This is a genomic window from Streptomyces sp. NPDC031274, from assembly GCF_055570235.1.
In genome coordinates this window covers 198,931-219,080 of record NZ_JBVIHP010000013.1, presented here as the reverse complement: position 1 = coordinate 219,080, position 20,150 = coordinate 198,931, and the positions used below count along the sequence as shown (strand labels likewise).

Here is a 20,150-nt window from a genome sequence, read left to right as displayed (position 1 = left end):
CCTCGCCCGACGCGCACTGAAGGCCCCTCCCGATCTCCCTCGGGTGGGGCCTTCAGCCATGTACGCACTGCACTGGACCGGTCAGGCGAAGAGCCCCGGAAGAGTCCCCTCGTGCGCCTCGCGGATCTCGCTCAGCGTCAGCGTGAACTCGCCCTGCAACTCGACGGCGTCGCCGTCGACCACACCGACGCGCGTCACGGGAAGGCCCCGCGCCCCGCACATGTCGGTGAAGCGCAGCTCCTCGGAACGGGGGACGGACACGACCGCCCGCCCTGCCGACTCGCTGAACAGGAGGGTGAACGCGTCGAGCCCGTCCGGGACGACCAGGCGCGCGCCCTTCCCGCCACGGAGGCAGGACTCGGCGACGGCCTGTGCGAGGCCGCCGTCGGAGAGGTCGTGCGCCGCGTCGATCATGCCGTCGCGCGAGCCCGAGATCAGGATCTCGGCGAGCAGCCGCTCGCGCTCCAGGTCGACCTTCGGGGGAAGCCCGCCGAGGTGGTCGTGGACGACCTGCGACCAGGCCGAGCCGCCGAACTCCTCGGAGGTGTCACCGAGCAGGTAGAGCAGCTGGCCCTCTTCGGCGAAAGCGATCGGCGTGCGCCGTGCGACGTCGTCGATCACACCGAGGACGGAGACGACGGGCGTCGGGTGGATCGCCGCCTCACCGGTCTGGTTGTAGAGCGATACGTTGCCGCCGGTCACCGGGGTGCCCAGGATCTGGCAGGCGTCGGCGAGGCCACGGGTGGTCTCGGCGAACTGCCACATGACGTCCGGGTCCTCGGGCGAACCGAAGTTCAGGCAGTCCGACACGGCGAGCGGCTTGGCGCCGGTCGCGGCGACGTTGCGGTACGCCTCCGACAGGGCGAGCTGCGCGCCGGCGTACGGGTCGAGCTTCGAGTAGCGGCCGTTGCCGTCGTTGGCGAGGGCGACACCGAGGCCGGACTCCTCGTCGATGCGGACCATGCCGGAGTCCTCGGGCTGCGCGAGCACCGTGTTGCCCTGCACGAAACGGTCGTACTGATCCGTCACCCACGCCTTGGAGGCCTGGTTCGGCGACGCGACGACCGCGAGCACCTGGTCGCGCAGTTCCTTCGAACTCGCCGGGCGGGCGAGCTTGTTGGCGTCGTCGGCCTGGAGTGCGTCCTGCCACTTGGGCCGGGCGTAGGGGCGCTCGTAGACCGGGCCGTCGTGGGCGACGGTGCGCGGGTCGAGGTCGACGATCTTCTCGCCGTGCCAGAAGATCTCAAGCCGGTCGCCGTCCGTCACTTCACCGACGACGGTGGCGATGACGTCCCACTTCTCGCAGATCGCGAGGAAGCGCTCGACCTTCTCGGGCTCGACGACCGCGCACATGCGCTCCTGCGACTCACTCATGAGGATCTCCTCGGGAGTGAGCGTGGAGTCGCGAAGGGGTACGTCGTCGAGCTCGACGCGCATGCCGCCGGAGCCGTTGGACGCGAGCTCCGAGGTCGCGCAGGAGAGACCGGCGGCACCGAGGTCCTGGATGCCGACGACCAGCTTCTCGGCGAAGGCCTCCAGGGTGCACTCGATGAGGAGCTTCTCCTGGAAGGGGTCGCCGACCTGGACCGCGGGACGCTTCGACGGCTTCGTGTCGTCGAAGGTCTCACTCGCCAGGATCGATGCGCCGCCGATGCCGTCGCCGCCGGTGCGGGCCCCGTAGAGGATGACCTTGTTACCGGGACCGCTCGCCTTGGCGAGGTGGATGTCCTCGTGCCGCATGACGCCGATGGCACCGGCGTTGACCAGCGGGTTGCCCTGGTAGCAGGCGTCGAAGACGAGCTCGCCGCCGATGTTCGGCAGGCCCAGGCAGTTGCCGTAGCCGCCGATGCCCGCGACGACACCCGGCAGGACACGCTTCGTGTCGGGGTGGTCGGCGGCGCCCATCCGCAGCGGGTCCACGACCGCGACCGGGCGCGCGCCCATCGCGATGATGTCGCGGACGATGCCGCCGACACCGGTGGCCGCGCCCTGGTAGGGCTCGACGTACGAGGGGTGGTTGTGCGACTCGACCTTGAAAGTGACGGCATAGCCGTTGCCGACGTCCACGACACCGGCGTTCTCGCCGATGCCGACGAGCATCGCGTCGTTCTCGGGGGCCTTCTCGCCGAACTGGCGCAGGTGGACCTTGCTGCTCTTGTACGAGCAGTGCTCGGACCACATGACGGAGTACATGGCGAGCTCGGCGCCGGTGGGACGGCGGCCCAGGATCTCGCGTACGCGGGCGTACTCGTCTTCCTTCAGGCCCAGTTCGGCCCAGGGCAGCTTGACCTCGGGGGTCTCGGCGGCGTGCTTGACGGTGTCCAGAGTCATCAGACGTTGACCAGCTTCTTCAGGATCGAGGTGAAGAATCCCAGACCGTCGGTGCGACCGGTCCCGATCAGCGGCTCGACGGCGTGCTCGGGGTGCGGCATGAGGCCGACGACGTTGCCCGCGGCGTTCGAGACACCGGCGATGTCGCGCAGCGACCCGTTGGGGTTGCCGTATCCATGGGCGGCTTCGCCGCGGGCCAGGTAGCGGAAGACGACCCGCCCCTCGGCCTCCAGCATGTCCAGGGTCCGCTCGTCGGCGACGTAACGGCCGTCGATGTTCTTCAGCGGTACGGAGATCTCCTGGCCGACTTCGTAGTCAGCGGTCCAGGCGGTGTCGGCCGTCTCCACGCGCAGCTTCTGGTCGCGGCAGATGAAGTGCAGGTGGTTGTTCTTCAGCATCGCGCCGGGCAGCAGGTGGGACTCGGTGAGCACCTGGAAGCCGTTGCAGATACCGAGAACCGGCATTCCGGCCTTCGCCTGCTCGATGACCGTCTCCATCACCGGCGAGAAACGCGAGATGGCTCCGGCGCGGAGATAGTCGCCGTACGAGAATCCGCCGGGAAGCACCACGGCGTCGACCTGCTTCAGGTCCTTGTCCCGGTGCCAGAGCGGCACGGCTTCGGCGCCGGCGACGCGGACGGCGCGCTGGGTGTCGCGGTCGTCGAGGGTTCCGGGGAAAGTGACGACTCCGATTCGAGCAGTCACTTCTCTTCCTCCACCTTTACGAAGAAGTCTTCGATCACGGTGTTGGCGAGGAAGGTTTCCGCCATCTCGTGGATACGGGCGAGGGCCGCGTCATCGACGGGCCCGTCCACCTCGAGTTCGAAGCGCTTTCCCTGACGTACGTCGGCGATCCCCTTGAAACCGAGGCGCGGAAGTGCACGCTGCACCGCCTGGCCCTGGGGGTCGAGGATCTCCGGCTTGAGCATGACGTCGACTACGACGCGTGCCACTGGCACTCCCGGTGTTGTGGTGCTGGCTGAGCGGTCCCTTCAGACTACCCGCACAAAAATTCTACTCGCGTAGATTCGTAGAAACCTACGTGAGGACGGTCACGTTCCTGCCCATACTCACGTATCGAACAGGGCACCTTCGCGAAAAATCCCGGAAAAGATCACGCATCCCCATTGCGTCCGGACACGCGGGCGGATTTAGTCGGGCTTCACAATGCATTGCCAGGCACTGTACAAAGGAAATGGCATTAGCCGATGCTTTGCACATTACAGTGCCCATAACAGCCGGACAGTCGGCATCACCGCACGTCAACGCGGTCGAGCCGCACGAAGGGACCGATATTCGTGGCGCAGCGTGTCGTAGTCACTCTCTCTGACGACATCGACGGCGGGGATGCGGCCGAGACGATCGCCTTCGGTCTTGACGGCAAGTCGTACGAGATCGACCTCAATCAAACCAATGCCAAGAAACTGCGCATGGCACTTGCCCCGTACCTGGACGCGGCCCGCAAGCAGTCGAAGTCCGGCAAGGCCTACAAGCACACGACGGTGGCCGCGAACCCGGCGGCAGTGCGCGCCTGGGCCCGCTCGCACCAGATGGACGTGCCGCCGCGCGGCCGCATCCCCAAGAAGGTCTACGAGGCCTTCGAGGCGGCCAACTGACCTCGGCCGACGCCCGGCCAGGAGTGCCCCTCGGCAACCGACTTGACCTGCACCCCCGCTGGTCGGCTAGAGTTTGGAACACGCCGAGGGGCAAGGCCGAAAGGCCCGAACCTCACGGAGTCTTGCGGGTGTAGTTCAGTAGTAGAACATCCCCCTTCCAGGGGGAAGGCGCAGTGTGCAATTCCTGTCACCCGCTCTGCATCGCCGATCAGGCACTCTTTCGAGTGCGGTAGGCTGGTGCTCGCGCCGATCAGTGAGAGCTGGTCGGAGGCAATGCGAACGTAGCTCAGTTGGTAGAGCGCAACCTTGCCAAGGTTGAGGTCGCGAGTTCGAACCTCGTCGTTCGCTCCAGATAAGAAGACCCCGGTCATCGCGACCGGGGTCTTCTTCGTGTGTGTCTTCTCGGCCTGTGCGTCTTCTCGTCGTGTGTGCCATCTCGCCCCGTGCACCTTCTCGTCTCGTGTGCCTTCTCGTCTCGTGTGCCTTCTCGTCTCGTGTGCCTTCTCGTCTCGTGTGCCTTCTCGTCTCGTGTGCCTTCTCGTCGTGTGTGGGTCCGATCGCTTCTGACATTTGTCATGCGAGCCCGTGACAGCGCGCACTGCTCCGGCGCCCGTGGCCGGGGGACGCTCTAGTCATGACTGACCAAGTGATCGACGTGACCGATCTACGGCGCGTGTACGGGGGCGGTTTCGAGGCGGTCCGGGGAGTCTCGTTCTCCGTCGGACGAGGTGAGCTCTTCGCGCTGCTCGGGACGAACGGCGCGGGCAAGACCTCGACCCTCGAACTGCTCGAAGGCCTCGCCGCACCCGCCGGGGGGCGGGTGCGGGTGCTCGGCCACGATCCGTACGCCGAACGCGGCGCCGTGCGCCACCGGATCGGCGTGATGCTCCAGGAGGGCGGCTTCCCCTCGGAGCTGACGGTGGCGGAGACCGTACAGATGTGGGCGGGGTGCACCAGCGGCGCCCGCCCGACCGCGGAAGCCCTGGAGATCGTGGGGCTCGGCAAGCGGTCCGGCGTCCGCGTGAAGATGCTGTCCGGCGGTGAGAAGCGGCGGCTCGATCTCGCGACGGCGCTCATCGGGCAGCCCGAAGTGCTCTTCCTCGACGAACCGACGACCGGGCTCGACGCCGAAGGGCGCCGCGAGACCTGGGAGTTGGTGCGGGCCCTGCGCGACAACGGCACGACCGTGCTGCTCACCACGCACTACCTCGAAGAGGCCGAGAACCTCGCCGACCGGCTCGCGATCATGCACGAGGGGCGGATCGCCGCCGAAGGACGGGTCGCCGACGTGGTGGCCGAGCAGCCGTCACAGGTCTCCTTCGAACTGCCCAGCGGCTACTTCGTAGGGGATCTGCCGCCGCTCGCCGAGCTCGGGGTGAGCGAGCACGAGGTGGTCGGCAGCCGGGTCCGGCTGCGTACGCACGAGTTGCAGCGGGCGGCCACGGGGCTGCTGCTGTGGGCGCGGGACGCCGATGTCTCGCTCGGCCGGCTCGACGTGCGCGCGGCCTCGCTGGAGGAGGCGTTCCTGCGTATCGCGCGGGACGCCGAAGGTGCGGCGGGGGCAGCTGGTACCGCGGGTGTGGCGCGGAAGGAGACGGTGGCATGAGTGGCATCAGTGACATGAGTGGCATGGGTGGCATGGGTGGCGTCAGTACGGCGGCGGTGACCACATCGGCGACGACGACTCCCGCAGGGCGGATGCGGGCGCTCGCGCGGGCCGAGCTGACGTTGCTGCGGCGCGCCAAGGGGACGTTGTTCGCGGCCCTCTTCGTGCCGCTCGCGATGCCGTTCAGCCTGCGCCAGATCGCGGGCGGCATGGATCTGAAGGCCAACGGTCTCTCGATCGGAGCCGTCGTGGTGCCGGGCGCCATCGGCATCTCCCTGCTCTTCGCCGTCTACTCTGCGCTGACCACGGTCTTCGCCGCCCGCCGCGAGGAACTGGTCCTCAAGCGGCTGCGCACCGGAGAGCTGCGGGACCCGGAGATCCTCGCCGGGGCCGCGCTGCCCTCGGTCGCCATCGGCCTGACGCAGTGCGTCGTCCTCGCGATCGGCTGTGCGGTGCTCCTCGACGCGGGGGCGCCCAGCGCACCCCATCTCGCCGTGATCGGGGTACTGCTCGGTCTGGTGATGTTCACCGCCCTCGCCGCGGTCACCGCCAGCTTCAGCAGGTCCGTGGAGTCCGCGCAGGTCATGGGCATGCCCCTGACGTTCGCGTCGATGTTCGGCTCGGGCCTCTTCATCCCCTTCGAGGTCATGCCCGACAAGGTCGCCTCGATCTGTGAGTTCCTTCCGCTCTCGCCGGTGATCGAGCTGGTGCGCGGCGGCTGGACCGGGGATCTCTCCGGGGCCGAGACCCTGGGCACCCTCGCCACCGCGGTGGCCTGGACCGTGGTCTCGGTGTTTGCTGTACGACGGTGGTTCCGCTGGGAGCCGCGGCGTTGAGGAAGTTGCGGAAGGGGGCAGGAGTGGTCGGCGGCCGGGTGCGGGGGTGGCAGCGGAAGTGGCGTGAGGGGAGCAAGATCGAGAAGGTCGAGCTCCAGAGCATGGCCATGTGGCACGCCATGCCGTGGATCTTCTTCCTCAGCTGGGGCTCGCTGCCGCTGGGCCTGACCTTGCGGCACGAGACCGTGTCGCTGATCCTGGGCTGGACGCTGATCGCGGTGGCCGCCCTACAGTCCGTGCACGTCAACCGCACGCTGCGGCGGTCGGTCGACCACTATCTGAAGCGCGCCGAGATGCCCCGCCGCGATCTGGCCGTGGCCCGCGCCCTCATGGGCGTCGCGCTGGCTCTCGCCGTCGCCCTCACGGCGATCGACGGCGTCAAGGAGGGGATGCTCAGCTTCGCGACGCTGTTCCTCGCCGTCCCGTACGGCCAGGCGCTCGCCTTCGCCGTGCCGGTCCGCTCCTTCCTCGTCCATTTCGCCGTCCTCGACGTCGTGGTCGTGGGGGCGTACGCCGCCGCCGGGATGTCCGGCGGGCAGCTCGTCGGGCTCGCCCTGATGGTCGCCTTCGCGGGCATCCTGACCCTGGGCTCCTCGCGCTGCGGCGCCTGGACGCTCTCCGTGATGTGGGAGTCCGTCCGGGCCCGCGAGGTCGAGGCGCGGCTCGCGGTGGCCGAGGAGCGGCTGCGGTTCGGGCGGGACCTGCACGACGTGATGGGGCGCAATCTCGCGGTCATCGCGCTGAAGAGCGAGTTGGCGGTGCAGTTGGCCAGGCGGGGGCGGCCCGAGGCGGTCGACCAGATGGTCGAGGTGCAGCGGATCGCCCAGGAGTCGCAGCGGGAGGTGCGGGAAGTGGTCCGGGGCTATCGGGAGGCCGACCTCGCGGTCGAACTCGCCGGTGCGCAAGGGGTCCTTGAGGCGGCGGGGATCGACTGCCGGGTGGCAGGTTCGTCCGCGGGGCTTCCGGTCCCGGTGCAGTCGGCGCTGGGGTGGGTCGTGCGGGAGGCGACCACCAATGTGCTGCGGCACGGGGACGCGCAGCGGTGCGACATCACCCTGACGATCGCTGATGAACGTACGTCCCTCGTCGTCGAGAACGACGGGGTGCCCGAGGTCGCGCCGGAGGGCAGGAAGGGCTCCGGCCTCGCCGGACTCCGTGAGCGGCTCGCGGCGGTGGACGGGACGCTGGACTTCGCGTCCGGCGACGGTCGCTTCCGCCTTGCCGCGGAGGTGCCATTGACCAGGCTGCGCGGCGACCACCAACAGGATGACGGTCAGCAGAACCACCGTCAGGACCGCCGTGAGGACCACCGTCAACAGGACGGCCCCCAGCAGGACGGCCTCCAGCAAGACGGCCTCCAGCAGGCCAGCCATCAGCAGGTCAGCCATCAGCAGGCCAGCCATCAGCATCAGGAAGCTGAAAGGGTCACTCCATGAGCCTGCGTGTGCTGCTCGCCGACGACGAGCACCTCATCCGCGGCGCTCTCGCCGCGCTCCTCGCGCTCGAAGACGATCTCGTCGTGGTCGCCGAGGCCGCGTCGGGGCCCGAGGCCCTCGCCATGGCGCGGGCGCACCGGCCCGATGTGGCCGTGCTCGATCTGGAGATGCCGGGCGCCGACGGTGTGACTGTGGCCACATCTCTTCGGGACGAACTGCCGCACTGTCGCACCATGATCGTGACGAGTCATGGCAGACCGGGGCATCTCAAACGGGCGCTCGCGGTGGGGGTTCGGGGCTTCGTGCCCAAGACCGTGAGCGCGCAGCGCCTCGCCGAGATCATCCGTACCGTTCACGCAGGTAACCGCTATGTGGACCCGGAGTTGGCCGCCGACGCGATCTCCGCCGGGGACTCGCCGCTGACCACTCGTGAGGCAGAAGTGCTCGAACTGGCCGCCGACGGGGCGCCCGTCGCGGAGATCGCCGAGCGGGCCGCGCTGTCCCAGGGGACCGTCCGCAACTACCTCTCGTCGGCCGTCACGAAGACCGGGGCGGAGAACCGTCATGCCGCGGTGCGTCTCGCACGCGAGCGAGGTTGGGTATAGTTGGGCTCGCGCTTCGGCGCAGCGCGGACGTAGCTCAGTTGGTAGAGCGCAACCTTGCCAAGGTTGAGGTCGCCAGTTCGAACCTGGTCGTCCGCTCCATAGCTCCACAACAGCTCCACAGAAAGAACCCCCGGCGCCTCGGCGCCGGGGGTTCTTCCGTCTGTAGCTGCGCGGCTTTGCGCCGGGGGGCGCCGCTACCAGGGCAGGCCCGTCAGGCGCTCGTACGCCTCGATGTACTTGGCGCGTGTGGCGTCCACCACGTCCTGCGGGAGCGGGGGCGGCGGCTGCTCGCTCTTGCGGTCCCAGCCGGAGGCCGGCGAGGTCAGCCAGTCGCGTACGAACTGCTTGTCGAACGACGGCTGGGCGTGGCCCGGCTCCCAGCTGTCCGCGGGCCAGAAGCGGGACGAGTCCGGGGTCAGGACCTCGTCGGCGATGACCAGGTCGTCCCCGTCGAAGCCGAACTCGAACTTCGTGTCGGCGAGGATGACACCCCGTTCGCGGGCGATGTCACGGGCGCGGCTGTAGACCGCGAGGGTCGCCTGGCGCAGCTGGGCCGCCGTGTCCGCGCCCACCTGACGGGCCACTTCCTCGTAATCCACGTTCTCGTCGTGCTCGCCGACCTCCGCCTTCGTGGCGGGCGTGAAGATCGCCGCGGGCAGCTCCGAGCCGTCGCTCAGACCGTCGGGCAGCGCGAGGCCGCAGACAGTGCGCGACTCGTTGTACTCGACCAGGCCGGAGCCCGTGAGATAGCCGCGGGCGACGCACTCGACCGGGACCATCCGCAGGGACTTGCAGACCGTGGTGCGGCCCTCCCAGTCGGCGGGGGCGCCGGGCGGCAGGTCAGTGGAGATGACGTGGTTGGGGACGAGGTCGGCGAGCTGGTCGAACCACCACAGGGAGAGCTGCGTGAGGACCCTGCCCTTGTCAGGGATCTCCGTGGGCAGCACCCAGTCGTAGGCGGACATGCGGTCGCTCGCGACCATCACGAGGTCGCCCGCCTCGTTCTGATACAGGTCGCGCACCTTGCCGGTGTGCACATGCACCAGGCCCGGCACCTGAAGCGGCTCGGGCTTTTCTACGAATCCGGACACGGTTCCTCCCCGTGGTTCTGACTGAGTACTGCCGATTCTCCCGCATGGGGAGAGGGCTCGCGGCCAGGGGGAGGTCGGTGGGCGGCCTCCGTGGGTGCGGTGGGCGGTGTCCGGGGCGTCAGTCCCGTTTGCAGATGCGGTCCAGGAGGTTGGCAGTGGCGCGTTGGACGCGGGTGTCCACATGGCCGGGGCGGTCGAGCGCCGGAGACCAGGCGAAGGTGCCGGAGGCGAAGACCAGGGCGCCGGACGGGGCACGGTAGAGGGACGACTCCTGGTGGCGTTTGACGCCGTCGGAGTCCTCGTACGGAGAGTGGGCGAGGAGCATGCGGTCCTGGTGCTCCGGAAGCGTCGTGCGCGGGAAATAGCGGTCGGCCTCGCCCGCGACCAGGCCCTCCAGCTCGTCCCCTTCGTGCGCGCCGGTCGCCTCCCACAGCCAGTGGTCGGCGTTGCGCACGACGAGGGGGGCGGGCTCCGGGACCCGTCCCGCGTACTGAATGCCCAGGAGCTGCTGCTCGGCCTTGTCCTGCTCGCGCCAGAGGGCGGGTTTTCCGGGGCCGTTCCGCTTGCGGCAGGTGAGCAGGCGGTCCGCCACGCCTGAGGCAGAAGGACCCAACTCCACCTGCCAGTACATGGTGTTGGCGGAGAGGAAGACGAGGGAGGTGCCGTGCTCGCGGGCCTGCTCCGTGGTACGTCGCATGTTCGACGACCAGTACTCGTCGTGGCCGGGGAAGACCAGGCCCCGGTAGCGGGTCGGGTCGATGCGTCCCGCGTGCAGGTCGCGGGTGTCGGCGTACGCGAGGTCGTAGCCGTACCGCTCGGCCCAGCGGATGAAGTCGTAGGCGTGGCCGACGTGCAGGGGCAGTCCCGCGCCCGCGTACGGACGGTCGAAGGAGACCGTGTGGGCGGCCTCGCTCTCGCCCAGGAGGCGGCCCTTCTCGTCCCACGCGTGGTAGAGGCTGGCGCCCGTACGCCCGTCCTCGGGGTAGAGGTTGTACGCCTGCCAGGTGATGTCCGGCAGGAGCAGGAGCAGATCGGCGCGGCTGTCGTCGCGGACCGTGAACGGGACGTGCGAGCGGTAGCCGTCGACCGTGGTGAGGACCGCCACGTACGCTCCTACGCTCCAGAAGCTCGGGATCTGCAGACGCCAGGAGAGCCACCAGTGGTGGCAGGAGACGGTGCGGTCGGCGGTGAGCGGGGGCGGCTGGACGATGCCGGAGAGGCGGGGGCTCGTGCTGATCTTGCTGGCGCCGTCGCCCCCGTAGTGCCCGATGCGGTAGATGTCGACGCTGAACTGCTGGGGCGGGTCCACCGTCACGTGGAAGTCGATCGCCTCGCCGGGAGCGGCGGCACCGGTGGACGCGAAGCCCTTGATCTGGCCGTGCACGTCGTCGGCGGTGCGGGGGCCGTTCGTACGGACGCGGTTGCGGGGCGCGGGGATGTTCTGCGCGCCGGGCGCCGGGGCGTGGTCGATGTACCAGGGGACGACCTGGCCCGTGTCGTCGAAGTAGTGCTCGGGGCCTCGCAGCCAGGGCAGGGGCCCCTGCCCGAAGGGGTCGGTCACGGCGTGCGCCAAGGCGCCCGATTCCCACCTGCGGATCTGCTCCGACCCCATGTGTGTACCCCTCCCTTGCTGCTCCCCCGAGATTGCTCTGCACTGTGCGGTGCGGGTTGCTCCGTTGTCCGTGTGCGGTGTTCGTCGTGCGTCGTGTGGTGTTCGTCGTGCGGTGCGTGTCGTGCGGTGCGTGTTGCCCGTGTGTCGGAGCGCGTTGCCCGTGTGGGGGCGCTGTCGGCATGTCCCGTATGGCGGTCGATCCCAGCACATCACATTACGCACGCACTCCGTCACCGTTCGTCGCTAATCGACGAGAACGGAAGGAAGCGTTCCGGTAATGGGGGGCGGATGGGCGGGAGCCGCGCGCAGGGCGGGGCCGCGGGTTCGAGTTTTCGCCTCAGACCATCCAGACCATCCAGACCAGTCAGACCAGCCGGACCGGCTTCTCCGGTCGGACGCCGAGGCGGGCCAGCCAGCCGCGCAGCGGGATGGGGTCGCCGTCCTCCACGAGGCTCAGGACGTGCGGCGTGAGGTCCTTCGCGCGCTCGCCGTCGACCAGGAGGGAGGGACCGTCCAGCCAGTCGAGGCCGGGGGCCGCGCCCGCCGTGTCCACGGCCGCGCAGCAGACCAGGGCCGTGACGTGGTCAGCCAGCAACTCCCGCCCCGTACGCGGCGGCTGGAGCGGGAACAGCGGCAGCATGCCGTCGTCCCAGAGCGCGTCGTCCGGGCCCTGTCCCGTGGGTGCGGGGCGGGGCGGGGCGGCGGCTTCCTCGCGGGCGAGCTCGGCGGTGAGGCCTGCGGCGAGGGGTCCGCCGGGGCCGTCGATGAACTCTTCGAACTCATCGAGCTCATCGGTCTCTTCGGTCTCTTCGGTCTCTTCGCCTGCTTCGGCGGCTGCTCCGGCCTCTCCGGCTTCCCTGGCTTCTCCGCGCGCGAACTCGTCGCTTTCGGGCGTGAGGTCGGGCTCGTGGGCCTGGGCGGGGATGCCGTCGGGTTCAGGTTCGAGGTCGAGGCCGCGTTCGAGGTCGAGGTCGAGGCCGCGTTCAAGTCCAAGGTCGCGTTCGAGTTCAAGGTCAAGTTCGGGTTCGGGTTCAAGGCCGCGTTCGGATTCGGTGGGATGTGTCCCGTTGAAGCCGGGGCCCTGTGCCGTCAGATGGTCCAGTACGCGACCCAGCGTCGGCTCCTTGGAGTCGGGGGCCGTCGGGTCCGCGGAGTGGCTGACGCCCAGGGAGTCCAGGACGCGGTGGAGACGGGCGGCGTCCATGCGCCACTTGCGGTCGACGACCTCGTCCGGATACTCGTCCCACGCCACCGGCGCCCAGTCCGGGCCCTGCTCGGCGGGGCCGCCGTGGAAGAGGCGGGCGGCGAGCAGTGAAGCCGCCTCGTCCATCGAACCCGGCTCCTCCAGGAGGTCACAGGCGGGGCGCTCCCCCAGGCGGGACGTGAAGCCCTCGGCCAGACGGTCCCTGCGGGAGAGCTCGGTGAGGGCGGATACGACACCCGCGTCGAGGCGCGAGGGCCAGCGCCCCATGCGCCACGCGGGCAGCGCGACCTTGGTCAGGAGCCGGTCCCACCCGGCATACGCAAGGCCCACCTGCTCCTGGGCGACGATCCGCACTCCGTAGTCCACGGCCTGGGCGCGCTCGGCGGCGGCTGCCGCGACCCCGCGCTCCATCTCACCGGCATGCCCCCGGCAGCTGCGCAGGAGCAACCGCGTCACCCAGCCGGCGCCGCTCAGGGCCGCGCGCACGAGCGGGCCGCGTCCCGGGGCGGACGTGACAGCGACCGCGGCGTCGAGCCCGCGGATGAAGCGCCGGGCCGCGGCTATGTCGGGATGCGCCGACGGGCCCGTGCCCGCCACGACCGGGGCGAGCACCGCGCGCAGCTCACCGACCCGCATCCACCACAGGAACGGGGAGCCGATGACGAGCACCGGGGCCACGGGGGCCTGGCGGCGCGGGGCGGGGCCGCCGTCCCGTACGCCATTGCCCTTGGCCTGCGTCGATACCGGGGCGGAGGCGTCGGCGGGCGGGCCGTGCGCCGGGTGGGTGCGGTCCTCGAGCCAGCTGTCGCAGTCGGGGGTGAGCGCTATCGCCGACGGCGCCGGCACGTCGAGGCGGTCGGCGAGGTCCCGCACCAGGCGGTACAGATCGGGGGCCGAGCTCTCGGCGATCGGGACGGTCGGGCTGACGGCGGGCCTGGACCGCGCGACCACGAGCGCGATGGCCGCGGCGGCGAGCAGCACGAGGGCGGCGACGACGGTCACGACGCCGCGCACGGCATCCCAACTCCCGCCGGTCATATGGCCCGTGGCCCCGCCCGCTGTCAGCACGACGGCGACGGCCGCGGGCAGCAGTGCGACGGCAAGGGCCCTGCTGCGGATGCGCAGCACGGCGAGCGCCTGGGAACGTGCGGACTGCACGCCCACTTCCACACCCGTACCTGACACGACCGATGTCACCCCCTGCTGCCTGTGCCGCCTGCTGCCCGGCCATGGGCCGGGACGGTTGGCGGACGGCAGCCGCCGTTGGATTTGCTCACTCCCCCACTGTGGCACCCGCCACCGACATCGCAATGCCGGTGGTCTGTTTGGCTCTGGGCACCTGAACCGCTTGCGCCGCACCCTAGTTGGGGCGCCGGGCATCGTCAGCCGGATGGGCCAGCGGTCACTCGATCGAATGGCTTTGGGTAAAGGTGCAGGACGGGTGCAGGACGGGCGTACGACGGGTGCAGGACGGGCGTACGACGGGCGCAGGGCGGGCGTACGACGGGCGCAGGGCGGGCGTACGACGGACAGGCCCCGGATCCGATGTCGGATCCGGGGCCTGTGAGCCGTTGCCGGGGCAGCTGCTGGGGACGCGTAGGTGACCTTGGTGACGGCCTTGGTGACGGCCTTGGTCAGAACCTCGGCTACGCCTCCGAGGCCGCCTTCGCCGCGATGTCCGTACGGTGCTGGGACCCGTCGAGGCGAATGCGGGAGAGCGCCGCGTACGCGCGCTCGCGGGCCGCGGTCAGATCCGCGCCGGTGGCCGTCACGGAGAGCACACGGCCGCCCGCGCTCACCACGGCGTCGCCGTCGCGCTTCGTCCCCGCGTGCAGGACGTACGCGTCCGGGGCATCCTGTGCCGCGACATCGCCGAGTCCCTCGATGGGGTCGCCGGTGCGCGGCGTCTCCGGATAGTTGTGCGAGGCGATGACCACGGTCACCGCGGCGTCGTCGCTCCAGCGCAGCGCCGGCAGGTCGATGAGGGTGCCGTTCGCGGCGGCCAGCAGGACTCCGGCGAGCGGGGTCTTCAGGCGGGCGAGGACGACCTGCGTCTCGGGGTCGCCGAAGCGGGCGTTGAACTCGATGACGCGTACGCCGCGACCGGTGATCGCGAGGCCCGCGTAGAGCAGCCCGGAGAAGGGGGTGCCGCGGCGGCGCAGCTCGTCGACGGTGGGCTGCAGCACGCTCTGCATGACCTCGTCGACCAGCTTCGGGTCGGCCCAGGGGAGGGGCGAGTACGCGCCCATGCCGCCCGTGTTCGGCCCTTCGTCCCCGTCGAGCGCGCGCTTGAAGTCCTGCGCGGGCTGGAGCGGGACGACGGTGACGCCGTCCGTGATGGCGAAGAGGGAGACCTCGGGACCGTCGAGGAACTCCTCGATGACGACGCGGTCGCAGGCGAGGGCGTGGGCGCGGGCGGCTTCGATGTCGTCGGTCACGACGACGCCCTTGCCTGCGGCGAGCCCGTCGTCCTTGACGACGTACGGCGCTCCGAAGGCGGCGAGCGCCTTGTCGACGTCCTCCGCGGTCGTGCAGACGTAGGACCGCGCGGTGGGCACCTGGGCGCCCGCCATCACGTCCTTGGCGAAGGCCTTGGAGCCCTCCAGCTGGGCGGCCTCCTCGGAGGGCCCGAAGCAGGGGATTCCGGCGCCGCGTACGGCATCGGCGACTCCGGCGACCAGGGGCGCCTCCGGGCCCACGATCACCAGATCGGCGCCGAGGGTGGTGGCGAGGGCGGCCACCGCGCTGCCGTCGAGGGCGTCGACCGGGTACAACTCGGCCACGTCCGCGATGCCGGCGTTGCCGGGGGCGCAGTACAGGGCGGAGACGTCGGGGTCGAGGGACAGAGAGCGGCACAGGGCGTGTTCGCGGGCACCACTGCCGATGACGAGGACCTTCACGGGCGTCAGCCTAGCTGGCGCGGGCAGGTGCGTTCGTACGGGAGCCCTAGGGGTGGGGCCTCCGGCGGTTGTACGTTCCTCCAGGCTCCATGACCTTGGACCTGGGGTGACGTCCTGACGTGGGGGGGCGGGGGAGCCTCCTGCCCCTACGTCGAGGGGGTGATGCGGGGTGAACGGGCGGATGGGCGGGGAGCATCCGCCGCGAGGCGACGGGCTGAACCGGACCCGACCCGCAGGCCGCGACGCTGCCCGGAACGACGGGCCGGACTTCAGCCCCAGGCGGGCGGCGCAGGTCCAGCCATGGGGCTGCCCGGCGGCCAGGCCGCTCGGCCAGGACCGCTTGGCCAGGCTGCTCGGCCAGGACCGCTCGGCCAGGGCCGCTGAGTGGACCGCTGGGTCAGGGCTCGTTGTTGTACTCCTCAACGATCGTCGCACCCAGCTCGCGGACGATCAGGTCATGGCCGGACAGCGCCGACTCGACCAGATCGGGGTCATCGTCCGCCCAGGTGTCGTCCTCCGGAGAGACGTGATCCGGAACGCGACGCTCCGGACCCGGAGCCTGGGCCGGTGCTGGATCCGGAGCCGGGGCGGGAGTCGGGCTCGGCGCCGACGCCGGGGTCGGGGTGGGCGCCTGCTGCTGCGGAGGCGGAGCCTGCCGGGACGGCGGAGGCGGCGCACTGCCCCCGAAGTTGCCTGCCGCGGGCGGCGGCGCCGAACCCCCCGAGGGGTCGACGATCGCCTCGACCTTCCACTGCACCCCGAACTGCTCGGACAACGCCTGCCGCAGCACATCCTCACTACCGCTGCTGGCGAAGTTGTCCCGCGCCCCCGCGTTGACGAAGCCGATCTGCAGTGTCGTCCCGTCGAAGCCCGCCACCTGGGCGTTCTGGCTGAGCAGGATCCAGGTGAAGCGGCGACGGCCCTTCACCGCGTCGAGGATGTTCGGCCACAGGGAACGCGGGTCGGGCCCGCCCACCGCAGCCGCCTGGGCCGGAGCCGGAGCCGGAGCCGGGGTTGCCGCAGGAGCGGGCGCCGCCTGCGAGTGCGAGGGCTGCTGCGGAGCCGGAGCGCCGCCGCCCGCGTTCGCGGCAGTGGGCCAGCCACCAGGGCGAGGGGCCGCCGCCGGAGGAGCGGAAGCAGGGGCAGCGGGGGCAGCGGGGGCAGCAGGCTGCGCCGGGCCGCTACCGGGCGCCGAAGCCGTGGGCCACCCACCGGGCCGACGCTCACCGGACGGCGCGGCAGCCTCCTGGGCAGGAGCCGGAGCCGGAGCCGCCTGCACCGGCGGGGCAACCGGCGCCGCATGCTCAGAAGCGGAAGAAGCCGGACCAGAGGAAGCAGCGGGCCCCGGAGAAGCAGGACCAGGTGAAGCAGCAGCAGGCCCCGGAGAAGCAGGCCCCTGCCCCCCGCCCCGCACAGCAGCCCGCGCCGCCGCAGCCCCGCCTCCCGGCGAAACCTGCTGGTCAACGGGACCGGGCGGCATCGCGCCCCCTGACTGCTGCCCCCCGGCATGAGCCTCGGGCCCAGGAACGTAAGCCATCGCGGGACCGGGACCGTGACCAGGACCGGAACCACCGCCCTGCGGACCCGCCACGAAGTTGCCGCCGCGCTCAAGGCGGTCGAGGCGGGCCATGAGCGAGCGCTCGTCGTCGTACGCGGCCGGAAGCAGTACGCGGGCGCAGATCAGTTCCAGCTGGAGCCGGGGCGAGGTCGCCCCGCGCATCTCCGTGAGGCCTTCGTTGACGAGGTCGGCCGCTCGGCTGAGCTCGGCGCCGCCGAAGACACTCGCCTGCGCCTGCATCCGCTCCACGACGTCCGACGGGGCGTCGATGAGCCCCTTATCCGCCGCGTCCGGAACCGCCGCGAGGATCACCAGGTCCCGCAGCCGCTCCAGGAGATCCGCGACGAAGCGCCGAGGGTCGTTTCCACCCTCGATGACGTGGTCGATGATCTCGAAGGCGGCCGCCCCGTCCCCCGAGGCGAAGGCCTCCACCACGGAGTCGAGCAACGACCCGTCCGTGTAACCGAGGAGGGAGGTCGCCATGGCGTACGTGACGCCGTCCTCCTTCGCGCTGGCAAGGAGCTGGTCCATGACGGACATCGAGTCACGCACGGACCCGGCACCGGCCCGCACCACCAGCGGAAAGACGCCGTCCTCGACGGCCATCTCCTCACGGCCGCACACCTCCGCCAGATACTCACGGAGCGTCCCCGGCGGCACGAGCCGGAACGGATAGTGGTGCGTACGCGAGCGGATCGTCCCGATGACCTTCTCGGGTTCCGTGGTCGCGAAGATGAACTTGAGATGCTCCGGCGGCTCCTCGACCACCTTCAGCAGGGCGTTGAAGCCCGCTGACGTGACCATGTGGGCCTCGTCGATGATGTAGATCTTGTACCGGCTGCTCGCCGGGCCGAAGAAGGCCTTCTCGCGCAGGTCACGCGCGTCGTCCACACCTCCGTGCGAAGCGGCGTCGATCTCGATGACGTCGATCGAACCCGGGCCGTTCCTCGCCAGGTCCTGGCAGGACTGGCACTCGCCGCAGGGCGTCGGAGTGGGACCTTGCTCACAGTTGAGGCAGCGGGCCAGGATGCGCGCGCTGGTCGTCTTGCCGCAGCCGCGCGGACCACTGAACAGGTAGGCGTGATTGACCCGGTTGTTGCGCAGCGCCTGCTGCAACGGGTCGGTTACATGCTCCTGCCCGATGACCTCGGCGAACGACTCCGGGCGATAGCGGCGGTACAACGCGAGAGACGACACGCGTACGAGGTTAATGGCGACCACTGACAACACCTACCGCGAACGCAAAGCGCCCCCCACGCACCCGCCAGAGCCAACCTACCCTTGCTGCCTTCCGGCCCTGGGGGAGTTCAGTCAGATAGCGCCACGTGAGGGGCTGACGCCCACCTTAGCGGATCCCGGGGACCGGAAGCCACGTCGGTCCGCCCCCGGCACCCGCCTCGGAACGATCTCGGAAGCGATCTCGGGTCCGGATGCGGCCGGAGGCGGATCATGTTCGCGAGCACTCCCCAACGTCTTGTATTGTTTGCGGCGGAGGATTCGCCTAGTGGCCTAGGGCGCACGCTTGGAAAGCGTGTTGGGGGCAACCCCTCACGAGTTCGAATCTCGTATCCTCCGCCAGTGCCTCACCGGGCACGATGTTGAAGGGCCCCGCTGCTTGCAGCGGGGCCCTTCTCCGTTGTCCGTCTCAGTTCTCGTCCCAGTCGGGTGCCGGTGCGGCTTTCGCGCGTCCTTCACGAGTTCAGGTCTCCCCGTTGCACTGGAGCACGACGGAGGAAGCATCCGCCGCCGACCGGGCGCGCGGCATCGACGGCCTGCGGCTGCTCTTCGGCTGGACGCCCGTCGATGATCGGGCGTACGACCGTGCCTGGCGGGTTCAGGAGCTGCTGACCCAGTGCGGTCGGCACCGCAGCGCGGGAGCGGTGGCCCACCGATCGGTAAGTGAACGCCGGTGCGACGGACCTCCGCCGGATCTTGGTCCGGTGCCGCCTTCTATCCTCGCCAGGTGAGTACCACCCGTCGCACCCGCCAGTTCCGGAACACCCTGCGCAGCTGGGCGATCCTGCCCGCCGGCGACGGGAGTACAGCGCAGAGCGTCGCGACGCGGCAGCCCGTACCGCGCTCGTCCTTCCTGTCGGCGTCCGGCGCGGACCTGGTGCTGACGGTCGTCGCGTTGCTGCTAGCGGTGTTGAACAGTTACCAGAATCCCTACATGGGACCGGCCGCTCCCTGGGCGAACCTGGTGCTCGCCGTGGTGAGCGCGCTGCCGCTGCTCGTGCGGCGCCGCGCCCCCGAGCTGGTACTCGGCGTCGCGCTGCTCGCCAAGGTCCTCCAGATCTCGGCTTACGCGACGCCCCTCGCCTACTACGCGGTGGGCGCCTACCGCGGCCCGCACAGCCGCCGGACCGCCTGGGCCTCGGCCGGTGTCGGCCTGGTGGTTCTCGCTCCCTGGGACGCGGAAGGGTGGTCCAGCTTCCGGACAGTGGTGGCCTGGTTCACGGTGAACTTCGTCTTCTCCTGCCTGGTGCCGCTGCTGCTGGGGCTCTACATGGGCCAACGGCGCGCCGTCGTCGCCGGTCTCGTCGAACGGGCGGAGCGCGCCGAGCGGGAGCAGCGGCTCGTTGCCGAGGCCGCGCGGGAAGAGGAGCGCCGGCGCATCGCCGGGGAGATGCACGACGTGGTCTCCCACCAGGTGAGCCTGATCGTCGTACACGCCAACGCGCTCAGCGCCGTAGCCCACGACCCGGAGGTGACGGGCGAGACCGCGCAGATCATTCAGACCGCCGGTCGGCGCGCGCTCACCGAGCTCCGCGAGATGCTCGGGCTGCTCAGGAACAACAGGGCCGATGGCCCGGCCACCGACCCGCACGATCCTGCCGCGCCGCCCGAGCAGCGGCCCGCCCCCGGCCCCGGCGCGGCCGTCGATCGGATCACCGAGCTGGCCGACGGCTCCCGGGCCGCCGGGCTGCCCGTCACCGTGCGCGTCGAGGGTACGCCGCAGCCGCTGGCGGAGCCGGTCGAGCGTGCCGCACACCGGGTCGTGCAGGAGGCCCTGACCAACGTGCACAAGCACGCCCCGGGCGCCACGACGCAGATTCGTCTCGCGTTCGACCCGCGAACCGTGCGGGTGGGGATCGTCAACGGCCCGCCCGAGAAGCCTGCCCGGCCGACTGCCGACGGTGGGCCTCTGCTGCCCAGCGGGGGGCACGGGCTGATCGGTCTGACGGAGCGGGTCCGCCTGGCCGGAGGCACCATCGAGTCCGGGCCCACCGGTGACGGCGGCTTCCGGATCGATGCCGCGCTGCCCACGACGTCGGTGCGCTGAGGCAGGTCGGGTAGGGCGGGTGTCGGGTAGATCAGGTAGGTCGGGTCGATCAGGTCGATCAGGTCGATCAGGC

The 20,150-nt window shown here is 70.4% G+C and carries 14 protein-coding genes, 4 tRNA genes, 1 other RNA gene and 1 pseudogene; 11 read left to right on the top strand and 9 right to left on the bottom strand.

Features of this window, described 5'->3' with window-relative positions; genetic code table 11:
• Positions 1 to 81 precede the first annotated feature (81 nt).
• From purL to purS, 3 genes are read right to left on the bottom strand one after another with little or no spacing between them, the layout of a single operon-like run.
• Entirely contained in the window at positions 82 to 2,331 is a 2,250-nt protein-coding gene (purL, locus tag ACZ5CR_RS22210) for a phosphoribosylformylglycinamidine synthase subunit PurL (RefSeq protein WP_468859906.1), read from the bottom strand.
• The gene (gene purQ / locus ACZ5CR_RS22205; protein ID WP_468859905.1) at positions 2,331 to 3,035 is read right to left on the bottom strand and encodes a phosphoribosylformylglycinamidine synthase subunit PurQ; all 705 of its coding nucleotides are present in this window, start codon (positions 3,033 to 3,035) and stop codon (positions 2,331 to 2,333) included. The genes purL and purQ overlap by 1 nt, the downstream gene beginning before the upstream one ends.
• Positions 3,032 to 3,283 (bottom strand): phosphoribosylformylglycinamidine synthase subunit PurS, encoded by a 252-nt coding sequence (purS, locus tag ACZ5CR_RS22200; protein ID WP_135332092.1) that lies wholly within the window; start codon positions 3,281 to 3,283, stop codon positions 3,032 to 3,034. Before purS ends, purQ begins: the two co-directional genes overlap by 4 nt.
• A 345-nt stretch (positions 3,284 to 3,628) precedes the next feature.
• Here purS and ACZ5CR_RS22195 point away from each other — a divergent pair, with 345 nt between their 5' ends.
• From ACZ5CR_RS22195 to ACZ5CR_RS22160, 8 genes are all read left to right on the top strand, one after another.
• A complete protein-coding gene (locus ACZ5CR_RS22195) occupies positions 3,629 to 3,946 on the top strand; it encodes a histone-like nucleoid-structuring protein Lsr2 (protein ID WP_389915034.1) in 318 nt (105 codons plus the stop codon).
• A gap of 124 nt (positions 3,947 to 4,070) precedes the next feature.
• Positions 4,071 to 4,142: transfer RNA gene (locus ACZ5CR_RS22190), tRNA-Gly, on the top strand.
• Between the two features lie 79 nt (positions 4,143 to 4,221).
• Positions 4,222 to 4,297: transfer RNA gene (locus ACZ5CR_RS22185), tRNA-Gly, on the top strand.
• A 283-nt stretch (positions 4,298 to 4,580) separates the two neighbouring features.
• Positions 4,581 to 5,552, top strand: a complete 972-nt coding sequence (locus tag ACZ5CR_RS22180) for an ABC transporter ATP-binding protein (RefSeq protein ID WP_468859903.1) — start codon at positions 4,581 to 4,583, stop codon at positions 5,550 to 5,552.
• Between the two features lie 23 nt (positions 5,553 to 5,575).
• Positions 5,576 to 6,388 carry an ABC transporter permease gene (locus ACZ5CR_RS22175; RefSeq protein ID WP_468859979.1) on the top strand — a complete coding sequence of 271 codons (813 nt, stop codon included), beginning with the start codon at positions 5,576 to 5,578 and terminating at the stop codon, positions 6,386 to 6,388.
• The gene (locus ACZ5CR_RS22170; protein ID WP_468859901.1) at positions 6,385 to 7,824 is read left to right on the top strand and encodes a sensor histidine kinase; all 1,440 of its coding nucleotides are present in this window, start codon (positions 6,385 to 6,387) and stop codon (positions 7,822 to 7,824) included. The genes ACZ5CR_RS22175 and ACZ5CR_RS22170 overlap by 4 nt, the downstream gene beginning before the upstream one ends.
• Positions 7,821 to 8,429, top strand: coding sequence for a response regulator (locus tag ACZ5CR_RS22165; RefSeq protein WP_468859899.1), 609 nt, complete (start codon positions 7,821 to 7,823; stop codon positions 8,427 to 8,429). The genes ACZ5CR_RS22170 and ACZ5CR_RS22165 overlap by 4 nt, the downstream gene beginning before the upstream one ends.
• Positions 8,430 to 8,452: 23 nt before the next feature.
• Positions 8,453 to 8,528: transfer RNA gene (locus ACZ5CR_RS22160), tRNA-Gly, on the top strand.
• Positions 8,529 to 8,623: 95 nt separating this feature from the next.
• Here the strand turns inward: ACZ5CR_RS22160 and ACZ5CR_RS22155 are convergent.
• From ACZ5CR_RS22155 to ffs, 6 genes are all read right to left on the bottom strand, one after another.
• Positions 8,624 to 9,520, bottom strand: a complete 897-nt coding sequence (locus ACZ5CR_RS22155; protein WP_468859897.1) for a phosphoribosylaminoimidazolesuccinocarboxamide synthase — start codon at positions 9,518 to 9,520, stop codon at positions 8,624 to 8,626.
• Between the two features lie 118 nt (positions 9,521 to 9,638).
• A complete protein-coding gene (locus tag ACZ5CR_RS22150) occupies positions 9,639 to 11,132 on the bottom strand; it encodes a N,N-dimethylformamidase beta subunit family domain-containing protein (protein ID WP_468859896.1) in 1,494 nt (497 codons plus the stop codon).
• A 364-nt stretch (positions 11,133 to 11,496) separates the two neighbouring features.
• Positions 11,497 to 13,521, bottom strand: a complete 2,025-nt coding sequence (locus ACZ5CR_RS22145) for a M48 family metalloprotease (RefSeq protein ID WP_468859894.1) — start codon at positions 13,519 to 13,521, stop codon at positions 11,497 to 11,499.
• Between the two features lie 461 nt (positions 13,522 to 13,982).
• Complete coding sequence (purD, locus tag ACZ5CR_RS22140; protein WP_468859892.1) at positions 13,983 to 15,236, bottom strand: phosphoribosylamine--glycine ligase; 1,254 nt, start codon at positions 15,234 to 15,236, stop codon at positions 13,983 to 13,985.
• Between the two features lie 397 nt (positions 15,237 to 15,633).
• Complete coding sequence (locus tag ACZ5CR_RS22135; RefSeq protein WP_468859890.1) at positions 15,634 to 17,991, bottom strand: DNA polymerase III subunit gamma and tau; 2,358 nt, start codon at positions 17,989 to 17,991, stop codon at positions 15,634 to 15,636.
• Between the two features lie 42 nt (positions 17,992 to 18,033).
• Positions 18,034 to 18,132, bottom strand: an RNA gene (gene ffs / locus ACZ5CR_RS22130) — signal recognition particle sRNA small type.
• 152 nt (positions 18,133 to 18,284) lie between these two features.
• Between ffs and ACZ5CR_RS22125 the strand changes: the two genes are divergently transcribed.
• The 3 genes and pseudogenes from ACZ5CR_RS22125 (at position 18,285) to ACZ5CR_RS22115 (ending at position 20,077) form a co-directional block, all read left to right on the top strand.
• A tRNA-Ser gene (locus tag ACZ5CR_RS22125) sits at positions 18,285 to 18,372 on the top strand.
• Between the two features lie 161 nt (positions 18,373 to 18,533).
• Positions 18,534 to 18,677, top strand: a pseudogene (locus ACZ5CR_RS22120) (PIN domain-containing protein); the annotation flags it as partial.
• Between the two features lie 80 nt (positions 18,678 to 18,757).
• On the top strand, positions 18,758 to 20,077 hold the full coding sequence (locus ACZ5CR_RS22115) for a sensor histidine kinase (protein WP_468859889.1): 1,320 nt from the start codon (positions 18,758 to 18,760) through the stop codon (positions 20,075 to 20,077).
• The last annotated feature ends 73 nt before the right edge of the window (positions 20,078 to 20,150 follow it).

What these genes read in the sequence shown, in the direction of transcription:
- purL (WP_468859906.1), bottom strand. Translation starts at nt 2,331, where the DNA reads ATGACTCTGGACACCGTCAAGCACGCCGCCGAGACCCCCGAGGTCAAG.
- ACZ5CR_RS22150 (WP_468859896.1), bottom strand. Translation starts at nt 11,132, where the DNA reads ATGGGGTCGGAGCAGATCCGCAGGTGGGAATCGGGCGCCTTGGCGCAC.
- ACZ5CR_RS22165 (WP_468859899.1), top strand. Translation starts at nt 7,821, where the DNA reads ATGAGCCTGCGTGTGCTGCTCGCCGACGACGAGCACCTCATCCGCGGC.
- ACZ5CR_RS22180 (WP_468859903.1), top strand. Translation starts at nt 4,581, where the DNA reads ATGACTGACCAAGTGATCGACGTGACCGATCTACGGCGCGTGTACGGG.
- ACZ5CR_RS22175 (WP_468859979.1), top strand. Translation starts at nt 5,576, where the DNA reads ATGGGTGGCATGGGTGGCGTCAGTACGGCGGCGGTGACCACATCGGCG.